Raw genomic sequence first — 20508 nt, forward strand, 5'->3', positions numbered from 1 at the left:
TGGGCGCGCCGACCTCAGAACACGCTGTCGGCGGTCGCGGCGCCGACGACGCTGAACACGGCGCCGACCGCGACGGCCTTCGCGGTCGTCGCCACTACCGCGCCGTCGCCGATCCCGCCCTCGACGAGGAACGTGTGGGGCGCGTCGAAGATCAGCGCCAGCAGGAGCACGGAGCCGAACGCCACCGTCATCAGCGAGACGAAGCGGGTCGGGACCCCGACGAGGTCCGGCTCCTCGTCGACGTCGCGGCCGGTGTCGGCCCGGTACAGCGCGGCGTACCCGATCAGCGCCACGAGCCCGGCGGTCACGGCGGCCTGGACCCAGTTCATCCCCGCGGCGAGTTCCCACACCTCCGCGGTGACGACGAACGGCCCCGCGAGCAGGAAGCCGCCGACCGACTGCTGGGCCATGTCGGCCACCCGGAAGTTCGGGCGGCGGAGCGCTCGCGGGCGTTTCATGTCCCCCGTGGGGGGCGGAGCCGGTAAAACACCGCCGTTTTTCACCGCTCTCCCCGTCCGGCCGGTATGAGCGTTCGCGAGGAGTTCGACGAGTGGGCGGCGAGCGGGAAGGACCGCGGGATGGAGGACCGCCACTGGCACACCGCGAAACACGTCTTGGCGCGGATGCCGGTCGAGGACGGCGACGCCGTCCTCGATCTGGGCACCGGCTCGGGCTACGTGCTCCGCGCGCTCCGCGAGCGCGGCATCGGCCGCGGCTACGGCCTCGACGGCGCGCCCGAGATGGCGAACAACGCCCGCGGGTACACCGACGACGGCGCGGTCGGGTTCCTGGTCGGCGACTTCGACGAACTCCCCTTCGCCGACGACGCCCTCGACCACGTCTTCTCGATGGAGGCGTTCTACTACGCGAGCGATCCCGTCCACACGCTCGAAGAGGTTCGTCGGGTGCTGCGCCCGGGCGGCACCTTCTACTGCGCCGTCAACTACTTCGCGGAGAGCGAGACGACCCACGCGTGGCAGGAGAACATCTCCGTCGACATGACGCTGTGGTCGCGCGAGGCGTATCGGGCGGCGTTCCGCGAGGCCGGCCTGTACGTCGCCGAGCAGGACGCGATCCCGGACCGCGAGACCGAGATTCCCGACGCCTCGGAGTTCCCGACCGACGGCTACGAGACGCGCGAGGCGATGATCGATCGGTATCGGACGTGGGGGACGCTGTTGACGGTCGGCGTCGCTCCCTGATCTGGATTAAAAATACCCGTTGGCTGCGCGGTGATCTCTTATAAAAACTGAGCTGCTTGGTTGTAAATCGTCGAGAGGGGATCGGCGGAGGGAATCTTCAAAGCCCCAGCCGTGAGGAGGGCGCACGCTCGTTGCGCGCTTCAGTCGCTCACTTCGTTCGCTCCTTCCAGTGCTTACGTCGCCTGCGCCCTCCTCACGGCTGCCCCTTTGAGTCCCACCCCCACCGCTCCGCACAGCACCTCACGCCTCCCCAGCCTCGTCAGTCGCCCTCGCTTCGCTTCGGGCGACTGACTCCCTCGCGCGTGCTGCTCGCGGCCTGCGGCCGCTCGCAGGCACGCGCCACCGCAGTACGATTTATAACCATGTGTCGCCTCGGCGGTCGCGGGCGCGCTCGTTGTCTCCCCCTCATCGCGGTCTTCCGACGGTTTAAATCGCGTGGGGACCCCACGGATGTGTAATGGAACCGAGTTCGCTCTCCGGGCTCCCCGCGGGCGTCGGCGAGGCGCTCGAAGCGGAGGGCGTCGCGGAGCTGTACCCGCCTCAGGAGGCGGCCGTCGAGGCGGGCGTCGTCGACGGCGAGAGCCTCGTCGCGGCCGTGCCGACCGCGTCGGGGAAGACGCTGATCGCGGAACTGGCGATGCTGTCGTCGATCGAGCGCGGCGGGAAGGCGCTGTACATCGTCCCGCTGCGCGCGCTCGCCAGCGAGAAGAAGGCCGAGTTCGAGCGCTGGGAGGAGTTCGGCGTCACGGTCGGCGTCTCCACGGGCAACTACGACTCCGACGGCGAGTGGCTCGCGAGCCGCGATATCATCGTCGCCACCTCGGAGAAGGTGGACTCGCTGATCCGCAACGGCGCGCCGTGGATCGACGACCTCACCTGCGTCGTCAGCGACGAGGTCCACCTCGTCGACGACTCCCACCGCGGCCCCACCCTCGAAGTGACGCTCGCGAAGCTCCGGAGGGTGAACCCGGGGCTCCAGACGGTCGCGCTCTCCGCGACCGTCGGCAACGCCGACGTCATCGCCGACTGGCTCGACGCCGAGCTCGTCGAGTCCGACTGGCGCCCCATCGAGCTGCGGACGGGGGTCCACTTCGGCAACGCGATCGAGTTCGACGACGGCAGCCGGCGCGAGGTGCCCGTCGAGCGCGGCGCAGACCAGACCGCGGAACTCGTCGCGGACGCCCTCGACACCGAGGAGGACGGGCAGGGCGGCTCCTCGCTCGTCTTCGTCAACTCCCGGCGCAACGCGGAGTCGTCGGCCCGCAAGCTCACGGACGTGACCGGCCCGCGGCTCACCGGCGACGAGCGCGACCGCCTCCGCGAGCTGGCCGAGGAGATCCGCGGCGTCTCCGACACCGACACCTCCGAGGACCTCGCGGACGCGGTCGAGGAGGGCTCGGCGTTCCACCACGCCGGGCTCGCGAGCGAGCACCGGAGCCTGGTCGAGGACGCGTTCCGCGACCGCCTGATCAAGTGCGTCTCCGCGACCCCGACGCTCGCCGCCGGCGTCAACACCCCCGCCCGCCGGGTGATCGTCCGCGACTGGCGCCGCTACGACGGCGAGTTCGGCGGGATGCAACCCCTCGACGTCCTCGAAGTCCACCAGATGTGCGGCCGCGCGGGCCGTCCCGGACTCGATCCGTACGGCGAGGCGGTGCTGCTCGCGAGCGACGCCGACACCCGCGAGGAGCTGTTCGACCGGTACGTCTGGGCCGAGGCCGAGCCGGTCCGCTCGAAGCTGGCGGCCGAGCCCGCTCTCCGGACCCACGTCCTCGCGACGGTCGCGTCCGGCTTCGCCGCCACCCGCGAGGGGTTGCTCTCGTTCCTCGATAACACCCTCTACGCGACCCAGACCGACGACGAGGGGCGCCTGGCAGCGGTCACCGACACCGTCCTCGACTACCTCGACGTCAACGGGTTCGTCGAGCGCGACCGCGACGGCGGGAGCGAGGGCCTCGCGGCGACGGGGATCGGCCACACCGTCTCCCGGCTCTACCTCGACCCGATGAGCGCGGCCGAGATACTCGACGGGCTCCGGACCGTGGCGGACGGCGCGGACGACGAGGGCGCCGCCGGCGACTTCGTCCCCGCCGACGGCGCCGGTCCCGCCCCCGACGCGGGCGCCGAGGCCGACGCGGACGACTCCGGGTTCACGACGTACACGCGAGCGGACGAGGAGGGAGGCGACCCCGCCGCCGAGGCGGGGGAGCCGGACGCCGCCGCCGCCCCCGCCGTCACCCCCCTCGGCCTCTATCACCTCGTCAGCCGGACGCCCGACACCTACGAGCTGTACCTCAAGTCCGGCGACCGCGAGGAGTACACCGAGGTCTGCTACGAGCGCGAGACGGAGTTCCTCGGGGACGTCCCCTCCGAGTACGAGGACGTGCGGTTCGAGGACTGGCTCGCCGCGCTGAAGACGGCCCGCCTGCTGGAGGACTGGGCGAACGAGGTCGACGAGGACCGGATCGCGGAGCGCTACGGCGTCGGACCGGGCGACATCCGCGGGAAGGTCGACACCGCCGAGTGGCTCCTCCGCGCCGCCGAGACGCTCGCGCGCGACGTCGAGGGGGTCGACGGCGACACGGTCGTTCGGGTGCGCGAGGCCCGCAAGCGGCTGGAGTACGGCGTCCGCGAGGAGCTGCTCGACCTCGCGGGCGTCCGCAACGTCGGCCGCAAGCGCGCCCGCCGCCTCTACGAGGCCGGCATCGAGAGCCGCGCCGACCTCCGCGAGGCGGACAAGGCGGTGGTGCTCGGCGCGCTCCGCGGCCGCGAGCGCACCGCCGAGCGGATCCTGGAGAACGCCGGCCGGGAGGACCCCTCGCTCGACGGCGTCGACCCGGACCGGTCGGCCTCCGCGGCGGCGACCGCGGGGGCGGACGCCGACGGCGACGGCGACGGACAGGCCAGCCTGGGTGATTTCGGATGACGGAGCCGTCGGGGGGCTCGTCCCGCGGGCCGTCAGCGACCTCGCCCCGACCGCCGGCGCCAGATCCCGCCGTCAGGCTCGTCGCCGGAACCTTCGCGATCGACGACCTCGACGCGTTCCTCAGCGACCTCGACGACGTCGGCCGGGAGACCGGCGCGGTCGTTCAGGCGTTCGACGCCGACCTCGTCGTCTCGACCGCTCACCTCCGGGAAGCGGTCCGGCTCGCCGCGCGAGCGATCGCCCGCGGCGAGGCGGTCGCGCGCGACCCCGGCGTCGAGGTCCTGCTGTACGCGGCCGGGCGGCGACAGATCGACCGCGCCCTCGAACTCGGCGTCTCCGAGGGAAGGCGGCCCGCGGTCGTCCTCCTCGCGGACTTCGGCGGCGTCCCCGGCGTCGACCGTCCGACCGCTGATCTGGACCGGGCCGTCGAGTCGATCCGAGCGCTCGCGGTCGATTCGATCGCGAGTCCGGACGGCGACGGGCTCCCCGTCGCCTTCGACGAGAATCGCGTCCGGGAGTTCTACGGCGTTACCGATCGCGAACTCGCCGCGACGAACGGCGACCTCGTCGACGTGGTTCGCGAGCGCGTCGCGCTGCTCGACGTCGAGAAGTGACGGCAGGTCGAGAACCGCCGGATCGTACCCCTTCGTTTCCACTGGAAACCGCTGGACGTGGATCCCTCTGGGTTCCAGTTGAAACGGCACGGAGCAGAAGTAGTCCATCCTGGATTCGAACCAGGGTCGAAGCCCCCAGAAGGCTTCAGGATTGGCCACTACCCCAATGGACTGCGCACTTATCGGTAGCCAGTACGTCTTTGTAAGCGTTGCGCGTTGCGGTCGCCGTGCGATCGGTTGACGCTCCCCGTCCGCGTCGGCGCCCCTCGCCGGCGTCGCGGTCGCGACGGCGGCGATCGCTTCCCGCTGTCGGATCGCGTTCGTGGACATATCGACGCGTTTTACACGACCGAATCCGCACGAAGCTGTATGTACGTCGGACGATTCGTCGTCGTCGCGCCGGGAGTCGGCGGCTACCGCGTCTCCTCGCGCTCGTTCCCGAACCGTCGCGTCCGCGACCGGGGCCGGACGCTCACCGTCGGTCCGACGCCGGACGCGCCGGAGACCGACAACCCATACGTCTCGTACAACTGCGCGCGCGCCGTCGAGGCCCCGACCGGGGCGCCGCTGGCGGCCCTCGGAAACGGCTCGCACGTCGACCCGATCGCGGAGAAACTGGAGCGCGGCTACCCGCCCCGCGACGCGCTCGCGTCGGCGCTGCTCGCGCTCGACTACGAGAGGGACGACTACGACACGCCCCGCGTCGCCGGGATCGTCGGCGCTGCGTCCGCGACCATCGGGGTCGTCCGCCGCGACGCGCTCCTCGTCGAGGCCGTCGACGAGCCGACGGTCGTCGCGACCTACGAGACGGACTCCCCCGAGCCGTACGACCTGACCGCGACCGACGCGGGGTCGGTCGCGACCGAACTGCTGGAGTCCGACCTCGAACACCCGGTCTGTGCCGCGGGCGCGACCGTCGACGACGGCGGCGTCTCGCTGGCGTTCGACAACGGCGACGACTGACCGCTGAGGGACTCGGAGCGCGGAGGCGATCGTCCGCCTTTCCGGCTCCCGACGGCTTTTGAGCCCCCCGTCCGAGTGACTTCCATGGAGCGCGTCACCGCGGCCGACTACCACGACATCGCGGTCCCGTCCGATCCCCGGATCTCGCCGGACGGCGACCGCGTCGCCTTCGTGCGCCGACAGCCGAACGACGACGACAGCTACGAGGCGACGGTGTACCTCGTCGACGTCGCGGGCGACGACGACCCCCGACGGCTCACCCTTCCCGAGGGATCCGACGCCGAACCGCGCTGGAGCCCCTCCGGCGACCGGATCGCGTTCACCTCCACTCGCGGCGCCGACGACGACCGCCAGCAGCTGTGGGTCCTCCCGGTCGGCGGGGGCGAGGCCCGCCGCGTCACCGACGTCGTCGGCGGCGTCTCGTCCATCGCGTGGTCGCCAGACGGGGAGCGGATCGCGTTCGTCCAGTCGGTGACCGCCGACGACCGCGAGGCCGACCGCGACCTCGCCGTGCCGGACGACTACGAACCGGACGAGCATCCCGACCCGCGCGTCATCGACCGGACCGTCTACCGGGCGGCCGAGCGCTACTTCGACGGGCGGCGCCCCGGCGTCTACGTCGTCGACGCCGACGCGACCGTCGGGGGCGTCACGGATCCGGACCCGGCCGAGTCCCGATCGATCGAACGGGTCACCGACGGGGACGCCGACTTCGCCGCCCCGTCGTGGGGCGACGCCGACACGCTGTACTACACCGAGGCGATCGGAGACGACCCCGACGACTCGGTCGAGATCGCGATCCGCGCCCACGACTTCGCGGCCGGCGAGGCCGAGCGCGTCCACACCACGACCGGGTGGGGCGCCGACCTCGCGGCGACCGCCGACGGCCGCGTCGCCTTCACGCACGCCGAGCCGGAGCGGGTGTCGATGCAGCCGACGGACCTCCGCGTCCTCGACGCCGAGTCGGGGGCCGTCACCGACCTGACCGGCGGCCTCGACCGCGGGCTCGGCCGGGGGACGACGCCGCAGTGGGGCCCGGACGAGGCGACGCTGTACTTCGCGACGCCCGACGAGGGGAAGACGGCGCTGTGGCACGTCCCCGCCGACGGGAGCGCCGACCCCGAGCGCCTGCTCCGGCCGGGAACCGTCTCGGCCGCGACGGTCGGCGGCGAGGCCGGTACCGGACCCGAGTCGGTCACCGTCGCGTACGCCGCCAGCGAGTGGGACCACCCGGGCGACGCGTTCGCCTACGACGCCGACTCCGACGCGCCGACCCGCCTGACCGAACTGAACGCCGACTACCTCGCCGGGCGGGCGATCGGGGAGCCGGAGGAGCTCCGGTTCGAGTCCGACGGGGTGGAGATCCAGGGGTGGCTGTTGACGCCGCCGGCAGGTTCGGGCGACGGGGACGCGGCCGCCGGCGACGGCGCCGACGAGCCGTACCCGCTCGCGGTCGAGATCCACGGCGGGCCGCACGCGATGTGGTCGACCGCGGGGACGATGTGGCACGAGTTCCAGACGCTCGCGGCCCGCGGCTACGCCGTCTTCTGGTCGAACCCGCGGGGCTCGACCGGCTACGGCGAGGCGTTCATGAAAGCGATCGAGCGGGACTGGGGCGCGGTCACCCTCCGCGACGTGATGGCCGGCGTGGAGACGGTCGCCGACCGCCCGGAGATCGACGCGTCGAACGCCTTCGTCACCGGCGGCTCGTTCGGCGGCTTCATGACCGCGTGGGCGGTCGGACAGACCGACTACTTCCGCGCGGCGGTCTCCCAGCGCGGCGTCTACGACCTCACCGGCTTCTACGGCTCGACCGACGCCGCCTACAAGCTCGTCGAGGGCGACTTCGACGCGGTCCCCTCCGAGGAGCCCGAGTGGCTCTGGGAGCAGTCCCCGACCGGCCACGCCGACGCGGTCGACACGCCGACCCTCCTCGTCCACTCCGAGGACGACACGCGCACCCCGATCTGTACGGCGGAGCTGTACCACCGGATCCTCCGGAAGAACGGCGTCGACACGCGGTTCGTCAGGTACCCCCGCGAGGGCCACGAGCTCTCGCGGTCCGGCGAGCCCGCGCACGTCGTCGACCGCATCGAGCGGATCGCCCGCTGGTTCGACGGCTACTCCGCGCACCACGACGCGGACCGCGCGCTCGACCGCCCCGAGGACGACGGGCTGACCGCGGGCGAGGGAGACGACGAGGCCGAGGAGTAGGCCCCTCGCCCCGCGAAACGCTCAGCGCTCGTCGGGCTCGAACGCGTCGATGGCGTCGTGGACGTCCGTCACCCACTCGTCGAGGGCGTCGTGGAGGCGCCGCTTGGCCTCCGGGACCGGGATCGCGGTGTACTGGTAGACGTAGCCGCCGGAGTCGAGCAGCCGCCGCCGGCGCTCGACGAGCCCCTTCTCGCGCAGCGTCGACAGCGACCGGTTCACGTTCGATCGGTCCCGGTCGAGGGCGTCGGCGAGCTCCGAGACGGTGCTGCCCGGATGCTCGAGCAGCGCGAGGTACGCGCGGCTCTCGTGGTCGCGTACGCCGAAGACGCAGGAGAGGACGTGTTCGAAGGACGGGGAGGCGTCGCCGACGAGGTCCTCGATCTCGGGGTCGCTCATACGACCCGATTCACGCGCGGCGACGTTAAATGTCGGTTTCGCCGCTCGGCGGTCTCACTCCTCGGCCGCGTAGCCCATCTGGTCGATACAGCCTCGCATCCCCGACTCGTCCGCGTGTCGATGGAGGTTCGTCGGCGTGTCGCAGTGGTACGTCTCGCCGTCGTAGCGGAGGGCGACCTCGTGGGTGGCGCCCGCGACCTCGACGTCGACGAGGATCCGCCGCCCGTCGTTGAGCGCGTCGATCAGTTCGTCGACGGCCAACTCGCCCGCCTCGACCCGGAGTACCTCGCTCATGGGTTCGATTCGGCCGTCGGTGAGTTAAAAGCGACCGATGCGTCTCGGCCCGCGGTGCCCGCGTGTCCGGTGCGGCCGCGGTCGGCGGCCTCGGCGGTCGCGTCGCGCCCGCTCACGTCTTGGTCGAATCCGGTCCGCCCTCCTCGGCGGGCGGCTCGACGCCCTCGGCGGCCGCGACGTCCTCGGTCCGCTTCTCCGCCTCGACGTGCCAGCGGTCTATCTCGGACTCGTAGTCGTCGAGGACCGCCGACACCTCGGCCTTCAGTTCGTCGTCGTTGACGTTCACCTCGAAGACGAACGTCTCGTCGTCCTCGGCGCGGGCGACCTCCTGGATGTTGGCGCTGACGAGCTCGTTGTCGAAGTAGTACGGCGCCATCTGGGTCATCACGTTCCGGTAGACCGCGTCTTCCACCTTCCGGAGCGCCTTCCGGCTGGCCGAGTCGGCCGCGCGGGCGACGTGTCCGATCGACTCGCCCCAGCTCTCGCGGGCGCTCTCGGTGTCGTTCTCCTCGACCTTCTCGTAGGACTCGGTGAGCTTCTCGCCGGCCGTCTGAAGGTCGTCGCCCGGCGACTTCCCGGCGCGCTCGCCTTTCCCCTCGTCGACGGAGGCCTGCGCCGCGGTCTTCTCCGAGACGTCCTCGTCGATGCGCTCGTGGGTCTTCGGGCGCCACTCGTCGAACTCGTAGTAGGCGTCGCCGTCGACCCCCACCTCCCGGAGCGCCAAGGCGATCCGCTCGCCGTGCTCGACGACGTCGCCCCAGTCGCCGCGCATCTTGAAGCCGGAGATGCTCTCTTCCATCGGTTGCCCCCGTTACGGAGCGAACGCGTATAAGTCTCTCCGCATTGGCGCGACTCGCCGGGGGCGGCTCGGCCGTCGGGCCCGCGGTGGGGGACTACTTCCCGTACGCGACTCGGCGCGCGAACGCGTCGAGCCGCTCCTTGAGGTCGCCGAGGTAGCCGGCGGGGGAAACGCGCCGGACCGACGACTCGTCGACCTCGATCCGATCGCCCCGGAACGGGTCGCGCTCGGCCCGCTCCTCCGGCGTCTGGTCTTTCGCCACCGCTCCCACGACGGTCGACATCGAACAGCGCCCGCACGCCTCCGCCTCGACGGGCTCGTCGGCGTCCGTCCGGTCGGCCTCTTCTGTCATGGTCGTTCACCGTGGGATACGGCGTCGCGGGACTTAAATCCGCGCCTCACGCGCGTGCGACGCGGGTTCGCCCCGACAGCCCGAAAATCCACGCCCCGAGCGGCGTCGCGGTGTGGTCCCTCGAGCCGGTCGCCGACGCCCTTTTTACCCGCTCCGTGGAATGTGCTCGCATGGGATATCGCGTCGTGGACGTCGACGCCGTCGAACCGGAACCGGACCGCCCCTGCGAGTGTCGAAAGCTGTCCGAACCGGGAGGGCTCGACGCCGCGGCGATCAACCGGTTCCGGGCGGCGCCCGGCGAGCAGCTGCCGCTCGCGTACCACCACCACGAGACCCAACAGGAGGCGTTCTACGTGCTCGATGGAACGCTCGCCGTCGAGACGCCGGAGCGAACCTACGAGGTCCCGGCGGACGACCTGTTCGTCGTCGACCCCGAGAGCCCGCAGCGCGCGTACAACCCCGCCGACGCCGACGGCCCGGTGACGGTGCTGGCCGTCGGTGCGCCGCCCGCCTCGGGAGACGCCGTGCCGTACGACCCGGACGACGCCGGAGCCGACGACGATGAGTGAGAACGCGACCCCCGGCGAGGCACCTCGCCGCGACCCCGAGGAGCTGCCGGCGGCGATCCGCGAGGCGGTGCCCGACTACGACGACGAGTACCTCGACCGCGTCTCCGACCGGCTGATGTACAGCTACGACCTCGACCGCGACGTCGTCGTCGACGGCGAGCGGTTCGAGATGACCGCGGAGATGCGGGTGCGCAACCAGAAGCAGTTCCTCCACCCGGCGCTGAGCTACGCGGACCACGACCTGATGGAGTACGTCTTCGCCCGTCGCGTGTCGACGCCGAGCGTCGCGGCGGTGGAGCGGCTCGTCGAGTTCGCTCACGACGTCGCCGACGAGCGGGTCGACGCCCACGAGGAGCACTACGGCACCGACGTCACCGTCGTCCTCGTCGCCGACCGGATCCCGGACGACGTCGCCGCGTTCGTCGACGGGTTCCGCGACCGCACCCTGTTGAAGTTCGGCTACTACGGCCACTACGAGGTGAACCTCGTCGTCGTCGCCCCGGAGCGAGAGGCGCTCGTCGCCAGCGAGAGCGCCGACACCGCCGCCGCCTTCCGCCTGTGGGAGCGGGTCGAGCAGCCGGACGAGGGGTTCTTCTCGCGGTTCGCGAAGCGCTTCTGGCGGTGAGGAGTCACCCGGGCAGCGGCGCTCTCGGATCGAGCGCGGTCGAAAAAAGCGGAACGCGGAGTCAGTCGTCGCTCGGTTCGGCCGCCGGCTCGCCGCCGCTCCGCACGCTCGTGATGTTGCCGTAACCGATCCACACGAGCGACAGCGCGAGGTAGATGAGGACGAACGCGAGCCCCATCTGAACGACGGCGGATATCTGTCCGCCGAGTCCCGTGACGCCGCCCTGGATGAGCTTCTGATAGAGGTTGTCCCACAGCGCGACCCACGACAGCCCGAGCACGGTGATCGTCACCATGATCGTCATCGGCACGCCGGTCGAGACGAGCTGCTTGGACTCGTCCCAGTTGGCGAGCCAGACGGTCGCGGCGAGCAGCGCCAGCGCCGCGAGCAGCTGGTTCGCGCCGCCGAACAGCGCCCACAGCGTCACCCACTCGCCGGAGATGACGAGCAGGTACGCGACGAGCGACTGGACGATCGGGTTCGTGTACCGCCCCTTCGCGAGGCTGCTGAGGTCGGTCGAGAAGCCGGTCGTCGTCCCGCTTCCTCGGGTCCCGACGATCTCCTCCATCATGTACCGCCCGAGCCGCGCGGCGGTGTCGGTCGAGGTGAGCAGGAAGCTCACCAAGACGAGCGCCATGAACGGCGCACCGAAGCTCTGCGGGATCCCGAGGCTGGTGAGGATGATCCCGCCGCCGGTCGCGAAGTTGGGCAGCGCGCCGCCGATGCCGCCGCCGGCCGCCGCCGTGGTCGCGCCGGCCACCGCGAGCGTCGAGATCGCGACGGACGCGAGCAGGCCCTCACCGAGCATGCCGCCATAGCCGATGAGGCGGGCGTCGCTCTCCTTGTTCAGCTGCTTGGCCGTCGTCCCCGACGACACCAGCGAGTGGAAGCCGCTGATCGTCCCGCAGGCGATCGTGACGAACAACAGGGGGAACAGCGGCGTTATCCCTCTGGTCTCGATCGCGAGGTCGCTGCCGAAAAAGCCCATGTACGCCCCGATCGAGGGGTCGATGGTCAGCGGCTGGGCCGAGGTGCCCAGCAGCGTCCCGACGATGATCGCCAGCAGCGCCCCGCCGACGCCCGAGTACAGCAGGAACGACGACAGGTAGTCCCGCGGCTGGAGCAGGACCCACACCGGGAGCGCGCTCGCGAGCGTCGCGTACACGAGGATCACCGGCACCCACGCGGCGACGTTCGGCTGGAGGATGGCGCTGGTGCTCACCACCGCGCCGGGCAGCCAGGCGCCGTTCCCGAGGAACTCGAAGAGGACGATGGTCCCGGCGGGGTAGACCCCGGTCTCGACCGCCGGGAACAGCGCGAGCGGGTACTGGATCCCGAGCCAGACGCCCGCGAACACCCCGGCGACGAACACGACCGTCCCCGGGAGGAACGGGCCGTCGAGCTGGTAGAGGTAGACGCCGAACGCGAACGCCAGCGCGATGTACACCAGGCTCGCGGTCGCGGCCGACGGGAACGCGTTCAACACGATCCCGACGACCAGGGCGAACACCGCCACCACGAGGATGATGGTGAGGAACGCGAACCACAGCAGCATGTTCTTGCCGCGCTCACCGACGTACTCGCCGATGATGTAGCCGATCGACTTCCCCTCGTGTCGCATCGAGCCCGAAAGCGAGATGAAGTCGTGAACGGCCCCCATCAGCGGGTTGCCGATGGCGACCCACAGAAGCGCCGGAACCCAGCCCCAGATGGCTCCGGCGGTGATCGGGCCGACGATCGGCGCGCCGCCCGCGATGCTTGAGAAGTGATGCCCCAGTAACACCGGCTTCTTCGCCGGTACGTACTCCTGGCCGTCCTCGTACTTGTGTGCCGGCGTCTCCCGGTCGTCGTCTATCTCGACGAACCGAGAGAGGTACCGCGAGTACCCCACGTATCCCACGGTGAACGTACTGAGCACGGCGACGACGATCCAAATTACACTTGTCATAAGTCCCTGCCTCGTGGTATCGATTCACCATGTCAGACTTAAACGTTACTTTCGTTCATGATATTTGAGGTGTATACGGGGAGACCGACCGAACTCACCGCCGGAACACAGTTTTTTTCTCCACACTCCCCGGTAAAATTCGCACTAATCGGTCGCCGATACCCCTCGCGCGCGCTCATGACGGGGCGCGCTCCGGATTCGAGCCCCTACGGCTCCACGTCCAGCGACGCGGCGACGTCGGCTAGCACGTCCCCGCGGACCTCGGTGGTGCGCGACTCTATCTCGGCGACGAGCGGTGGGTCGAACCCCTCGCGGACCTGCGAGAGGCGGTCGCGCTCGGTCTCGACCTTCTCGCGGAGGTAGCGCGCGCCGCGTCCCGTCTCGTCGTCGTCGGGCGACGGCGTGAGCTTGTTCGCCACGAGCCCGCGGACGCGCAGGTCGCGGTCGGTGAACTCCTCGATCGCTCGCGCCGTCTCGTTGACGGAGAGCTGGTCGGGGTTGAACACGAGGAAGAAGGCGGCGTCCGACCGCATCGTCTCGCCGGCGAACTCGAAGAACTCCTTGCGCTCCCGGAGCCGCTCGATCACGGGGTCGCCCTCCAACAGGCGCCGCGGCTCCGCGTCGCCGATCGCGGCCTTCTCGAACAGGTCTATCGACTGCTTCCGCTTGTACAGCAGGCGGTCGATCCAATCGCCGAGGAACTCGGGCAGCCCGAGCAGCCGCAGCGTCGACCCCGTGGGAGCGGTGTCGAACACGACGCGGTCGTACGGCTCGCTCTCCGTGCGCATCACGTCGACGAACGCGTCGAACAGCGCCGACTCGTACGCGCCCGGCGTCCCGTGGGACATCTCCAGCTGGCGGTTGATCTCGGAGACCATCGCCGCCGACACCTGCTCGGAGAGCGACTCGCGGATCTCGTCGAGGTGCCGCTGCATCTCGTCTTCCGGGTCGATCTCCATCGCGTCCAGCCCGTCGACGCCGTCGACCGACTCGGGCTCGTCGCCGAACCGCTGGTCGAACACGTCCGACACCGAGTGGGCCGGGTCGGTGGAGACGACGAGCGTCCGGGCGCCGTCGCGCGCGCAGCGGTAGGCGTACGCACACGAGACGGTGGTCTTCCCGACCCCGCCCTTCCCGCCGAAGAAGACGAACTGCTCCCCGTCGGCGGAGGCGTGAAGCTCCGTCATCAGAAGTGGTACTGCTGGCCCTTCCGCTCGATGAGGCTGTCGCGGTCCCACAGCCGCCGCTCCCACGCCTCGAACTCGTCTTCGAGGTACGGCAGCAGCTCGGCGGTGTAGTACGACACCGGCGACGGGACCCCGAACGCGTCCGGGAAACACGCCAGCATGAACTCGTCTTCGGTGTCCTCGGCCTCCTTCTCGATCTTCTCGTAGGCCGGGTGCGTGATCATCCCGTGGTACAGGCCTCGGAGCCACTCCTCGAGCGCGGCTCGGAACGCCTCGATCCGGTCGGCTACTGTCATTATTCCTCATGACGACGCTCCGGCGTTAAAAGCTATCGCGGCCGGGTCGTCGAGACGCCGATCCGCTGTCAGTCGCCGGGGCGCCGATCCGCGGGCAGGTCGCGCGCGGAGCGCGGGGCGTCAGGCGAAGCTCGCTCCGAGTTGGGCGTCAGGCGAAGCTCGCTCCGAGTTGGGCGTCAGGCGGAGCTCCCTTCGGTGAGCTCCCCCGACGCGTCGTCGGTCTCGGCCTCCTCGGCGTCGCCCAGCTCCGGTCGGTCTCCGTCGTCGGGACTCGGGCTGTGGACGTCGCTGCCGAGCGCTCCCCAGACCAGGTACAGCATCGCGGCGACCATCAGCACCGTCATCGTGACGCTGACCAGCGACACGGCGGAGGCGGACAGAACCATGTCCCGAGTTCGACGACCGCAGCCTATCAACGTATCGGCTCGGGCCGGCCCGGGGCGGGTCCGAGGAGTCGCTCGCTCCGGCGCGCCGCCCGGGGGTTGAATAGCGTCGTGTCCGATCCGGCCGTATGGACGACCGCATCCCGGTGACCGTGCTCTCGGGGGGCCTCGGCGCGGGCAAGACGACGCTCCTGAACCACCTCCTGCGGAACGCCGGCGACCGCGACCTCGCGGTCCTCGTCAACGACATGGGCGACGTCAACGTCGACGCGGAGCTGATCGCCGAGGAGTCCGAGGTCGGCGTCGGCGGCGTCACGGAGCTGTCGAACGGCTGTATCTGCTGCGAGCTACAGGACGACCTGGAGTCCGCCGTGGTCCGTCTCGCCGAGAACCGGTCGTTCGACGCGCTCGTCGTCGAGTCGTCCGGCATCTCCGAGCCGGCGCCGGTCGCGCGGCTGTTCACCGCCGAGTCGCGCGCGGCGGCCCGCTACCGGGTCGACGCGCTGGTGACCGTGATCGACACGCGGCAGTTCCTCGACGCGTTCGCTGGCGACGGGGCTCCGGAGCGGCGCGTCGACCCGGACGCCGGCGACGCGAACGGCGGGGACGCCGACCGCCCGCTCTCGGACCTCCTCGTCGAGCAGGTCGAGGTGTCGAACCTCGTGGTGTGTAACAAGGCGGACCTCTGCACCGACGCGGAGGTCGACGAGGCGGTCGAGCTCGTGGGGGCGCTCCAGCCCGGCGCGGAGACTGTCGTCACGGAGTTCTCCGCGGTCGATCCCGACCGGCTCCTCGACGTCGGGCTGTTCGACGAGGGCGAACTCGGCGACCTCCCGGGCTGGAAGCGCGCGCTCGCGGACGACCACCACGGGGACGGAGAAGACGACCACCACGGGGACGGAGAAGACGACCACGCCGACCACCGCCACCCCGACGAGGTGTACGGCGTCACCTCCTTCACCTACCGCCGCCGCCGCCCGTTCCACCCCGACCGGATCGCCGCCGTCCTCCGCGACCTCCCGTCGGGCGTGGTCCGCTCGAAGGGGACGCTGTGGGTCGCCGGTACGGAGCAGCGCCAGCAGGTCGGGCAGGCGGGCCGGTCGGTCCGGGTCACCGCGCTCGGTCCGTGGATCGCCGGCGTCCCGTCGGTCGAGCGCGACATGCTCCGCTCGAACCGCCCCGGCCTCGACTGGGACGACGAGCGCGGCGACCGCCGGACGGAGTACGTCGTCATCGGCACCGAGGTCGACGAGGACGCCCTCGTCTCGCGGCTCGACGACGCGCTGTTGACCGACGCCGAACTCGCGGAGCTCGGCGACCCGGGCGTCGGGGACGACCCGGCCGACGCCGACCCCGCGCCGTTCCCGACCGAACAGGGGAGCGAGGTCGCGCTCCGGGAGCCGTAGGGCCGTTGCGAAAAGGAATCGGTCCGCCGCTCAGCAGGCGCAGCCGCTCCCGGCCGCGCGCTCGAAGCGCATCGCGTCGCCGCAGTCGGGGCAGGTCGGCGTCCCCTCGGCGTCGCGATCGAGCCCCTCGTCGTCGACGTCGACGTCGCGGACGCGGACGCCGCAGTCGTCGCACCAGTACGCCCCCTCGGAGCCGTCGTTCCCCGCGGTGCCGGGCGCCTTCTGCGTCGAGCTCGCCAGCGCGTCGGTCACCGTGTCGAAGATGCCCATACCGTAATTATCCGCATCGATCATCTTAGTCTCTCGGTGTCGTGCGATCGATTCGCACAGCCGCCTCGCGGCCCCGAGTCGCCCGCGCCGCTCGGCTCCTCACAGCAGCGGGAGCGTGAGCGCGACGAAGACGATCCCCAGCCCGACACCGGCGTACAGCAGCCGCTCGAACCGGAGGCCGACCGGGAGCGTCCCGGCGTCGGCGGGCGGCGCCGACCGGACGAGCTGTCGGTACGCGAGCCACGCGACGCCCGCGAACCCGCCCGCCGACGCCGCGAGCGCGACGGGCAGCGACAGCCCGTACGCGAGCCCGTAGAGCGGCCCGAACGAGAAGACGAGCGTGAACGTCAGCCCCGCGGTCACGAGGAAGGGGACCGGGTCGATCGGCTCGCCGCGGCGGTTGCGGAGGCGGGGCGCTCCGACCATGACCGCCGTACGTCCCGAACGGACAAGAGCTAAGTGGCGCACACCCGCCAGTCGGCGTATGAGCGCCGAGGGGAGCGGTGAGGAGAGCGGCGAGGGGGACGGCCCGGGAGTCCGCGAGGGCGTCGAGCGCTCCTCCGGGGACCCCAAGGTGTTGCTCGCGATGAACGCCGTGCTCTCGACGTGGTTCGCCTGGATGGTCGTCTGGGGACTCGACTTCCTCGGCGCGGCGTCGCTCACCGCGGTCAACGTCGCGACGCTGGCGATAATTCTCTTCGGCGTGACGTACGTGGTCGCGCTCCGGTAACGGTCCACCCGCGTCGCGTCGGTCTCTCGCCCGCCGACCGTGCGATTCGCCACATTTTAAGCCCGTTCCGGTCGGGATTCCGGACAATGACGATCGAAGACCGAGACGACGCGTACCTCATCACGCACGCGCTGGCGACGGACACCCTCTCGCGGCTGCGCGACGTCGAGACCGAGCAGGTCGCGTTCCGAAAGGGCCTGGTGAAGCTCGGCCGCATCTGCGGCTACGAGATCATCGACGGCGCCATGGAGACCGAGTACGTCCCGGTTCAGACCCCGCTCGAGGAGACGACGGGCGAGCGCGTGAAGGGGCTCGACGACGTGGTGATCATCAACGTCCTCCGCGCCGCGACCCCGTTCGTCGAGGGGCTGTTGAAGGCGTTCCCCCGCGCGAAGCAGGGCGTCATCTCCGCCGGGCGCGACGAGGCGGCCGGGATGACCGCGGACGGCGAGTTCCCGATCAGCATCGACTACGTGAAGCTCCCCGAAATCCGACCCCGAGACACCGTGATCGTCGCGGACCCGATGCTCGCGACGGGGTCGACGATGGTCGCCGTCCTCGACCACGTCCTCGACGAGGCCGACGACTTCGAGGACCTGTTCGTGCTCTCCGCGGTCTCGGCGCCCGCCGGCCTCGTCCGCGTGAGCGAGGCGGTCCCCGAGGCGGACCTGCTGACCGTCGCCATCGACGACCACCTCGACGACGACGGGTTCATCGTCCCCGGCCTCGGCGACGCCGGCGACCGGGCGTTCCGGACGGTCTAAGCGGCCGCGTCCCCGCCCGGGCGCCCCGACTCCGTCGACGTACTTTTAAGAGCCGTCGCCGCGACCGGTACGACATGAGCGACGCGCCGACGACCGAGCCGTGCGACGCCTGCGGCGACGCCACGACGGACGCGCTCGCGCGCACCGTCCGGCTGAGCGTCGACCGGGCGAACATCGACACCCAGCGCCTCTGCCCCGACTGCTTCGCCGACTGGATCCAGCGCTACCAGGACCGCCTCGGCTCCGGCGGCGACGAGGGCGACGAGAGCTCGGAGATCATCGTCGACTGAGGCCCCCGGCCGGACCGGGGAGATCCCGCGACCGGCCGAACACCTTCGTTTCGGGCGGCAACGTCCGTTCCGACCGCCCGTCTTAAGCCGCGGCGGAACGGAGTTCGACGTAATGGACCTCGCCATCGACGCCGCGGCCCCGGCGGCGCCAGACTGCGCCGCCGACGGGACGTGGCTCGCGTGTATCGAGTGCGACGAGACGTTCGCCCCGTTCGACGATGTCCGGTACACCTGCGACGACTGCGGCGGCCTGCTGGAAGTCCGGTACGCCGACCCGCCGACGTTCGACGAGTTCGGCGCGGGCGCGCCCTCCGACGGCCCCGACCGCGGCGTCTGGCGCTACCGCGAGGCGCTCCCCTTCGACCTCGGGGTCACCCTCCCCGAGGGCGACACCCCGCTCCACCGCGTCCCGCGCATCGAGGAGGCGGTCGGCGTCGACGCGCTCCGGATCAAACACGAGGGGATGAACCCCACCGGCTCGTTCAAGGACCGCGGGATGACCGTCGGCGTCCGCGTCGCGAAGGAGCTCGGCGTCGGCGCGCTCGCGTGCGCCTCGACCGGCAACACGTCGGCCGCGCTCGCCGCGTACGGCGGGCGCGGCGACATGCAGACGCTCGTCCTCCTCCCGGCGGGGAAGGTCGCCGCCGGGAAGGTCGCGCAGGCGAGCCTCCACGGCGCGCGCATCCTGGAGGTCGACGGCAACTTCGACGCCTGTCTCGACATCGTCCAGGAGCTCGCCGCGCGCGGCGAGGCGTACCTGCTCAACTCGCTGAACCCGTTCCGCCTGGAGGGCCAGAAGACGATCGGCTTCGAGGTCTTAGAGGAGTTCTACGCCGATTACGGCGCGTTCCCGGACCGGATCGTCCTCCCCGTCGGCAACGCGGGCAACACCTCGGCGCTGTACAAGGGGTTCCGCGAGCTCGTCCAGTCGGGCGCGCTCGCCGTCGACGAGGTCCCCAAGCTCACCGGGGTCCAGGCCGAGGGCGCCGCGCCGATGGTCGAGGCGATCGAGGAGGGCAACGACGAGATCCGGCGCTGGGAGGACGTCGAGACGCGCGCGACCGCGATCCGCATCGGCAACCCGGTCAACGCTCCGAAGGCGATCCCCGGCATCCGCAACACGAACGGCACCGCCGTCGCCGTGAGCGACGACGAGATAACCGCCGCGCAGCGCCACCTCGCCAGCGAGGGCGTCGGCGTCGAGCCCGCGTCCGCGGCGAGCCTCGCCGGCCTGAAGAAGCTCCGGCGCTCCGGCGTCGTCGACGACGACGAGCGGGTCGTCTGCCTCACCACCGGCCACCTCCTCAAGGACCCCGACGCCGCCTACGAGGCCGGCGGCGATCCCGAGCCCGTCCCGAACGACGCCGACGCGGTCCTCGACCACATCAGAGGGTAACCGCCGACTGCGGCTTCGGATTCGGATCCGGACTCCGATTCGTGCTCGGCGCCCACGCTTGACGCTCGACGTTCGACCCTTAACCCTCGACGCTCGGGCGTCCCACCGCGCCGGGCCAGCTATCATATACACAAGCACATACACAAACACGAGATGCCAACGAAAACGATCGGCGTCCGCGAGGAGGTGTACGAGCGGCTTCGCGCCCGGAAGCGCGACGACGAGAGCGAGGGGGACTGGCGCGACGGGTTCGGGTCGCTGTCGACCGCGGAGACCGACTCGCTCCGCGAGGCCGCGAGGCGGTCGCGGGAGCGGTTCGACGAGTCGGCGGGCACCCGACAGGCCGCGGCGATCGATCGGATGGCGGACGCGGGCGACGACGAGCCTCCGGACGGCGGCGCTGCCGCCGACACGAGCGACGACGGCACCGACGCGAACGACGTCGATTCCGATGAGACGAACGACGCCGACGGAGGATCGGCATGACCCGGTACCTGCTCGACACCACGTTCCTGATCGACTACCTCGCCGGTACCGACGCCGTTCGGGAGTTCCTCGAAGCCCACGAGGACGGCGAGTTCGCGACGACCGCGATGAACTACAAGGAGGTCGCGGTCGGGCGGCGCCTCGACGGCGACTTCGACCCCGAGCGGCTCGCAGCCGCGTTCGCGTGGCTTGACGTGGTGCCGATCACGGGCGAGCACGCCCTCGCGGCGAGCGCGTTCGAGGCGGACCCGTACCGCTCCGACGACCACACGAGGCGGGCCGTCGACGCGGCGACCGCGGACCTGCTCATCGCCGGAGTCGCCGACGCGGAGGGAATGACCGTCGTCGCGCGGACCGTCGACGACTTCGAGCCGTTCGTCCCGGTCGCCGCGTACTGA

General features: G+C 71.0%; 25 protein-coding genes. 14 read left to right on the forward strand and 11 right to left on the reverse strand.

Annotated elements, in window-relative coordinates:
- Positions 1 to 14: 14 nt before the first annotated feature.
- Positions 15 to 458, reverse strand: a complete 444-nt coding sequence (locus EXE42_RS09830) for a DUF2391 domain-containing protein (RefSeq protein WP_092919276.1) — start codon at positions 456 to 458, stop codon at positions 15 to 17.
- 66 nt (positions 459 to 524) lie between these two features.
- On the opposite strand from EXE42_RS09830, the gene EXE42_RS09835 reads away from it, so the two are divergent.
- From EXE42_RS09835 to EXE42_RS09860, 5 genes are all read left to right on the forward strand, one after another.
- Entirely contained in the window at positions 525 to 1202 is a 678-nt protein-coding gene (locus tag EXE42_RS09835) for a class I SAM-dependent methyltransferase (RefSeq protein WP_092919278.1), read from the forward strand.
- 457 nt (positions 1203 to 1659) lie between these two features.
- Positions 1660 to 4128: an ATP-dependent DNA helicase gene (locus EXE42_RS09840; protein ID WP_092919280.1), complete on the forward strand. Its 2469-nt coding sequence runs from the start codon at positions 1660 to 1662 to the stop codon at positions 4126 to 4128.
- Positions 4125 to 4742, forward strand: a complete 618-nt coding sequence (cgi121, locus tag EXE42_RS09845) for a KEOPS complex subunit Cgi121 (protein ID WP_137694255.1) — start codon at positions 4125 to 4127, stop codon at positions 4740 to 4742. Before EXE42_RS09840 ends, cgi121 begins: the two co-directional genes overlap by 4 nt.
- A gap of 369 nt (positions 4743 to 5111) precedes the next feature.
- Complete coding sequence (locus EXE42_RS09855; protein WP_092919284.1) at positions 5112 to 5705, forward strand: IMP cyclohydrolase; 594 nt, start codon at positions 5112 to 5114, stop codon at positions 5703 to 5705.
- Between the two features lie 84 nt (positions 5706 to 5789).
- The gene (locus EXE42_RS09860) at positions 5790 to 7919 is read left to right on the forward strand and encodes a S9 family peptidase (RefSeq protein ID WP_137694254.1); all 2130 of its coding nucleotides are present in this window, start codon (positions 5790 to 5792) and stop codon (positions 7917 to 7919) included.
- A 21-nt stretch (positions 7920 to 7940) separates the two neighbouring features.
- Here EXE42_RS09860 and EXE42_RS09865 read toward each other — a convergent pair whose 3' ends face one another.
- From EXE42_RS09865 to EXE42_RS09880, 4 genes are all read right to left on the reverse strand, one after another.
- On the reverse strand, positions 7941 to 8315 hold the full coding sequence (locus tag EXE42_RS09865) for a helix-turn-helix domain-containing protein (protein WP_092919288.1): 375 nt from the start codon (positions 8313 to 8315) through the stop codon (positions 7941 to 7943).
- A gap of 54 nt (positions 8316 to 8369) precedes the next feature.
- Positions 8370 to 8609, reverse strand: a complete 240-nt coding sequence (locus EXE42_RS09870; protein WP_092919290.1) for a hypothetical protein — start codon at positions 8607 to 8609, stop codon at positions 8370 to 8372.
- 112 nt (positions 8610 to 8721) lie between these two features.
- Entirely contained in the window at positions 8722 to 9408 is a 687-nt protein-coding gene (locus tag EXE42_RS09875) for a DUF5828 family protein (RefSeq protein WP_137706431.1), read from the reverse strand.
- A 94-nt stretch (positions 9409 to 9502) separates the two neighbouring features.
- Positions 9503 to 9760, reverse strand: a complete 258-nt coding sequence (locus EXE42_RS09880; protein WP_092919294.1) for a hypothetical protein — start codon at positions 9758 to 9760, stop codon at positions 9503 to 9505.
- Positions 9761 to 9930: 170 nt separating this feature from the next.
- On the opposite strand from EXE42_RS09880, the gene EXE42_RS09885 reads away from it, so the two are divergent.
- Both EXE42_RS09885 and EXE42_RS09890 read left to right on the forward strand, forming a co-directional pair.
- Positions 9931 to 10329: a cupin domain-containing protein gene (locus EXE42_RS09885; RefSeq protein ID WP_137694252.1), complete on the forward strand. Its 399-nt coding sequence runs from the start codon at positions 9931 to 9933 to the stop codon at positions 10327 to 10329.
- Complete coding sequence (locus EXE42_RS09890; protein WP_092919298.1) at positions 10322 to 10954, forward strand: hypothetical protein; 633 nt, start codon at positions 10322 to 10324, stop codon at positions 10952 to 10954. Before EXE42_RS09885 ends, EXE42_RS09890 begins: the two co-directional genes overlap by 8 nt.
- Positions 10955 to 11015: 61 nt before the next feature.
- Here the strand turns inward: EXE42_RS09890 and EXE42_RS09895 are convergent, their stop codons facing one another.
- From EXE42_RS09895 to EXE42_RS09910, 4 genes are all read right to left on the reverse strand, one after another.
- Complete coding sequence (locus EXE42_RS09895; protein ID WP_092919300.1) at positions 11016 to 12902, reverse strand: carbon starvation protein A; 1887 nt, start codon at positions 12900 to 12902, stop codon at positions 11016 to 11018.
- A gap of 206 nt (positions 12903 to 13108) precedes the next feature.
- On the reverse strand, positions 13109 to 14089 hold the full coding sequence (locus EXE42_RS09900; protein WP_092919302.1) for a TRC40/GET3/ArsA family transport-energizing ATPase: 981 nt from the start codon (positions 14087 to 14089) through the stop codon (positions 13109 to 13111).
- Positions 14089 to 14385, reverse strand: coding sequence for a hypothetical protein (locus EXE42_RS09905; RefSeq protein WP_092919304.1), 297 nt, complete (start codon positions 14383 to 14385; stop codon positions 14089 to 14091). Before EXE42_RS09905 ends, EXE42_RS09900 begins: the two co-directional genes overlap by 1 nt.
- 176 nt (positions 14386 to 14561) lie before the next feature.
- A complete protein-coding gene (locus EXE42_RS09910; protein WP_092919306.1) occupies positions 14562 to 14771 on the reverse strand; it encodes a hypothetical protein in 210 nt (69 codons plus the stop codon).
- 125 nt (positions 14772 to 14896) lie between these two features.
- Between EXE42_RS09910 and EXE42_RS09915 the strand changes: the two genes are divergently transcribed.
- The gene (locus tag EXE42_RS09915; RefSeq protein ID WP_092919308.1) at positions 14897 to 16174 is read left to right on the forward strand and encodes a GTP-binding protein; all 1278 of its coding nucleotides are present in this window, start codon (positions 14897 to 14899) and stop codon (positions 16172 to 16174) included.
- A gap of 30 nt (positions 16175 to 16204) precedes the next feature.
- Here the strand turns inward: EXE42_RS09915 and EXE42_RS09920 are convergent, their stop codons facing one another.
- On the reverse strand, positions 16205 to 16444 hold the full coding sequence (locus EXE42_RS09920) for a hypothetical protein (protein ID WP_137694250.1): 240 nt from the start codon (positions 16442 to 16444) through the stop codon (positions 16205 to 16207).
- A 99-nt stretch (positions 16445 to 16543) separates the two neighbouring features.
- Complete coding sequence (locus tag EXE42_RS09925) at positions 16544 to 16870, reverse strand: hypothetical protein (RefSeq protein ID WP_137706432.1); 327 nt, start codon at positions 16868 to 16870, stop codon at positions 16544 to 16546.
- A 58-nt stretch (positions 16871 to 16928) separates the two neighbouring features.
- Here EXE42_RS09925 and EXE42_RS09930 point away from each other — a divergent pair, with 58 nt between their 5' ends.
- From EXE42_RS09930 to EXE42_RS09955, 6 genes are all read left to right on the forward strand, one after another.
- Entirely contained in the window at positions 16929 to 17174 is a 246-nt protein-coding gene (locus EXE42_RS09930) for a hypothetical protein (protein ID WP_092919314.1), read from the forward strand.
- Positions 17175 to 17260: 86 nt separating this feature from the next.
- The gene (gene upp, locus EXE42_RS09935) at positions 17261 to 17938 is read left to right on the forward strand and encodes a uracil phosphoribosyltransferase (RefSeq protein WP_092919316.1); all 678 of its coding nucleotides are present in this window, start codon (positions 17261 to 17263) and stop codon (positions 17936 to 17938) included.
- A 74-nt stretch (positions 17939 to 18012) separates the two neighbouring features.
- Positions 18013 to 18228 carry a hypothetical protein gene (locus tag EXE42_RS09940; RefSeq protein WP_092919318.1) on the forward strand — a complete coding sequence of 72 codons (216 nt, stop codon included), beginning with the start codon at positions 18013 to 18015 and terminating at the stop codon, positions 18226 to 18228.
- Positions 18229 to 18340: 112 nt separating this feature from the next.
- The gene (gene thrC / locus EXE42_RS09945; RefSeq protein ID WP_092919320.1) at positions 18341 to 19624 is read left to right on the forward strand and encodes a threonine synthase; all 1284 of its coding nucleotides are present in this window, start codon (positions 18341 to 18343) and stop codon (positions 19622 to 19624) included.
- Positions 19625 to 19777: 153 nt separating this feature from the next.
- Entirely contained in the window at positions 19778 to 20110 is a 333-nt protein-coding gene (locus EXE42_RS09950) for an antitoxin VapB family protein (RefSeq protein WP_092919322.1), read from the forward strand.
- A complete protein-coding gene (locus EXE42_RS09955) occupies positions 20107 to 20508 on the forward strand; it encodes a type II toxin-antitoxin system VapC family toxin (RefSeq protein ID WP_092919324.1) in 402 nt (133 codons plus the stop codon). Before EXE42_RS09950 ends, EXE42_RS09955 begins: the two co-directional genes overlap by 4 nt.

The organism is Halorubrum sp. SP3 (assembly GCF_005435195.1).
Taxonomy (GTDB): domain Archaea; phylum Halobacteriota; class Halobacteria; order Halobacteriales; family Haloferacaceae; genus Halorubrum; species Halorubrum sodomense.

Excerpts from the sequence above, each read along its gene's own strand:
- EXE42_RS09830 (WP_092919276.1), bottom strand. The coding sequence starts at position 458 with ATGAAACGCCCGCGAGCGCTCCGCCGCCCGAACTTCCGGGTGGCCGAC.
- EXE42_RS09835 (WP_092919278.1), top strand. The coding sequence starts at position 525 with ATGAGCGTTCGCGAGGAGTTCGACGAGTGGGCGGCGAGCGGGAAGGAC.
- EXE42_RS09840 (WP_092919280.1), top strand. The coding sequence starts at position 1,660 with ATGGAACCGAGTTCGCTCTCCGGGCTCCCCGCGGGCGTCGGCGAGGCG.
- cgi121 (WP_137694255.1), top strand. The coding sequence starts at position 4,125 with ATGACGGAGCCGTCGGGGGGCTCGTCCCGCGGGCCGTCAGCGACCTCG.
- EXE42_RS09855 (WP_092919284.1), top strand. The coding sequence starts at position 5,112 with ATGTACGTCGGACGATTCGTCGTCGTCGCGCCGGGAGTCGGCGGCTAC.
- EXE42_RS09860 (WP_137694254.1), top strand. The coding sequence starts at position 5,790 with ATGGAGCGCGTCACCGCGGCCGACTACCACGACATCGCGGTCCCGTCC.
- EXE42_RS09865 (WP_092919288.1), bottom strand. The coding sequence starts at position 8,315 with ATGAGCGACCCCGAGATCGAGGACCTCGTCGGCGACGCCTCCCCGTCC.
- EXE42_RS09870 (WP_092919290.1), bottom strand. The coding sequence starts at position 8,609 with ATGAGCGAGGTACTCCGGGTCGAGGCGGGCGAGTTGGCCGTCGACGAA.
- EXE42_RS09875 (WP_137706431.1), bottom strand. The coding sequence starts at position 9,408 with ATGGAAGAGAGCATCTCCGGCTTCAAGATGCGCGGCGACTGGGGCGAC.
- EXE42_RS09880 (WP_092919294.1), bottom strand. The coding sequence starts at position 9,760 with ATGACAGAAGAGGCCGACCGGACGGACGCCGACGAGCCCGTCGAGGCG.
- EXE42_RS09885 (WP_137694252.1), top strand. The coding sequence starts at position 9,931 with ATGGGATATCGCGTCGTGGACGTCGACGCCGTCGAACCGGAACCGGAC.
- EXE42_RS09890 (WP_092919298.1), top strand. The coding sequence starts at position 10,322 with ATGAGTGAGAACGCGACCCCCGGCGAGGCACCTCGCCGCGACCCCGAG.
- EXE42_RS09895 (WP_092919300.1), bottom strand. The coding sequence starts at position 12,902 with ATGACAAGTGTAATTTGGATCGTCGTCGCCGTGCTCAGTACGTTCACC.
- EXE42_RS09900 (WP_092919302.1), bottom strand. The coding sequence starts at position 14,089 with ATGACGGAGCTTCACGCCTCCGCCGACGGGGAGCAGTTCGTCTTCTTC.
- EXE42_RS09905 (WP_092919304.1), bottom strand. The coding sequence starts at position 14,385 with ATGACAGTAGCCGACCGGATCGAGGCGTTCCGAGCCGCGCTCGAGGAG.
- EXE42_RS09910 (WP_092919306.1), bottom strand. The coding sequence starts at position 14,771 with ATGGTTCTGTCCGCCTCCGCCGTGTCGCTGGTCAGCGTCACGATGACG.
- EXE42_RS09915 (WP_092919308.1), top strand. The coding sequence starts at position 14,897 with ATGGACGACCGCATCCCGGTGACCGTGCTCTCGGGGGGCCTCGGCGCG.
- EXE42_RS09920 (WP_137694250.1), bottom strand. The coding sequence starts at position 16,444 with ATGGGCATCTTCGACACGGTGACCGACGCGCTGGCGAGCTCGACGCAG.
- EXE42_RS09925 (WP_137706432.1), bottom strand. The coding sequence starts at position 16,870 with ATGGTCGGAGCGCCCCGCCTCCGCAACCGCCGCGGCGAGCCGATCGAC.
- EXE42_RS09930 (WP_092919314.1), top strand. The coding sequence starts at position 16,929 with ATGAGCGCCGAGGGGAGCGGTGAGGAGAGCGGCGAGGGGGACGGCCCG.
- upp (WP_092919316.1), top strand. The coding sequence starts at position 17,261 with ATGACGATCGAAGACCGAGACGACGCGTACCTCATCACGCACGCGCTG.
- EXE42_RS09940 (WP_092919318.1), top strand. The coding sequence starts at position 18,013 with ATGAGCGACGCGCCGACGACCGAGCCGTGCGACGCCTGCGGCGACGCC.
- thrC (WP_092919320.1), top strand. The coding sequence starts at position 18,341 with ATGGACCTCGCCATCGACGCCGCGGCCCCGGCGGCGCCAGACTGCGCC.
- EXE42_RS09950 (WP_092919322.1), top strand. The coding sequence starts at position 19,778 with ATGCCAACGAAAACGATCGGCGTCCGCGAGGAGGTGTACGAGCGGCTT.
- EXE42_RS09955 (WP_092919324.1), top strand. The coding sequence starts at position 20,107 with ATGACCCGGTACCTGCTCGACACCACGTTCCTGATCGACTACCTCGCC.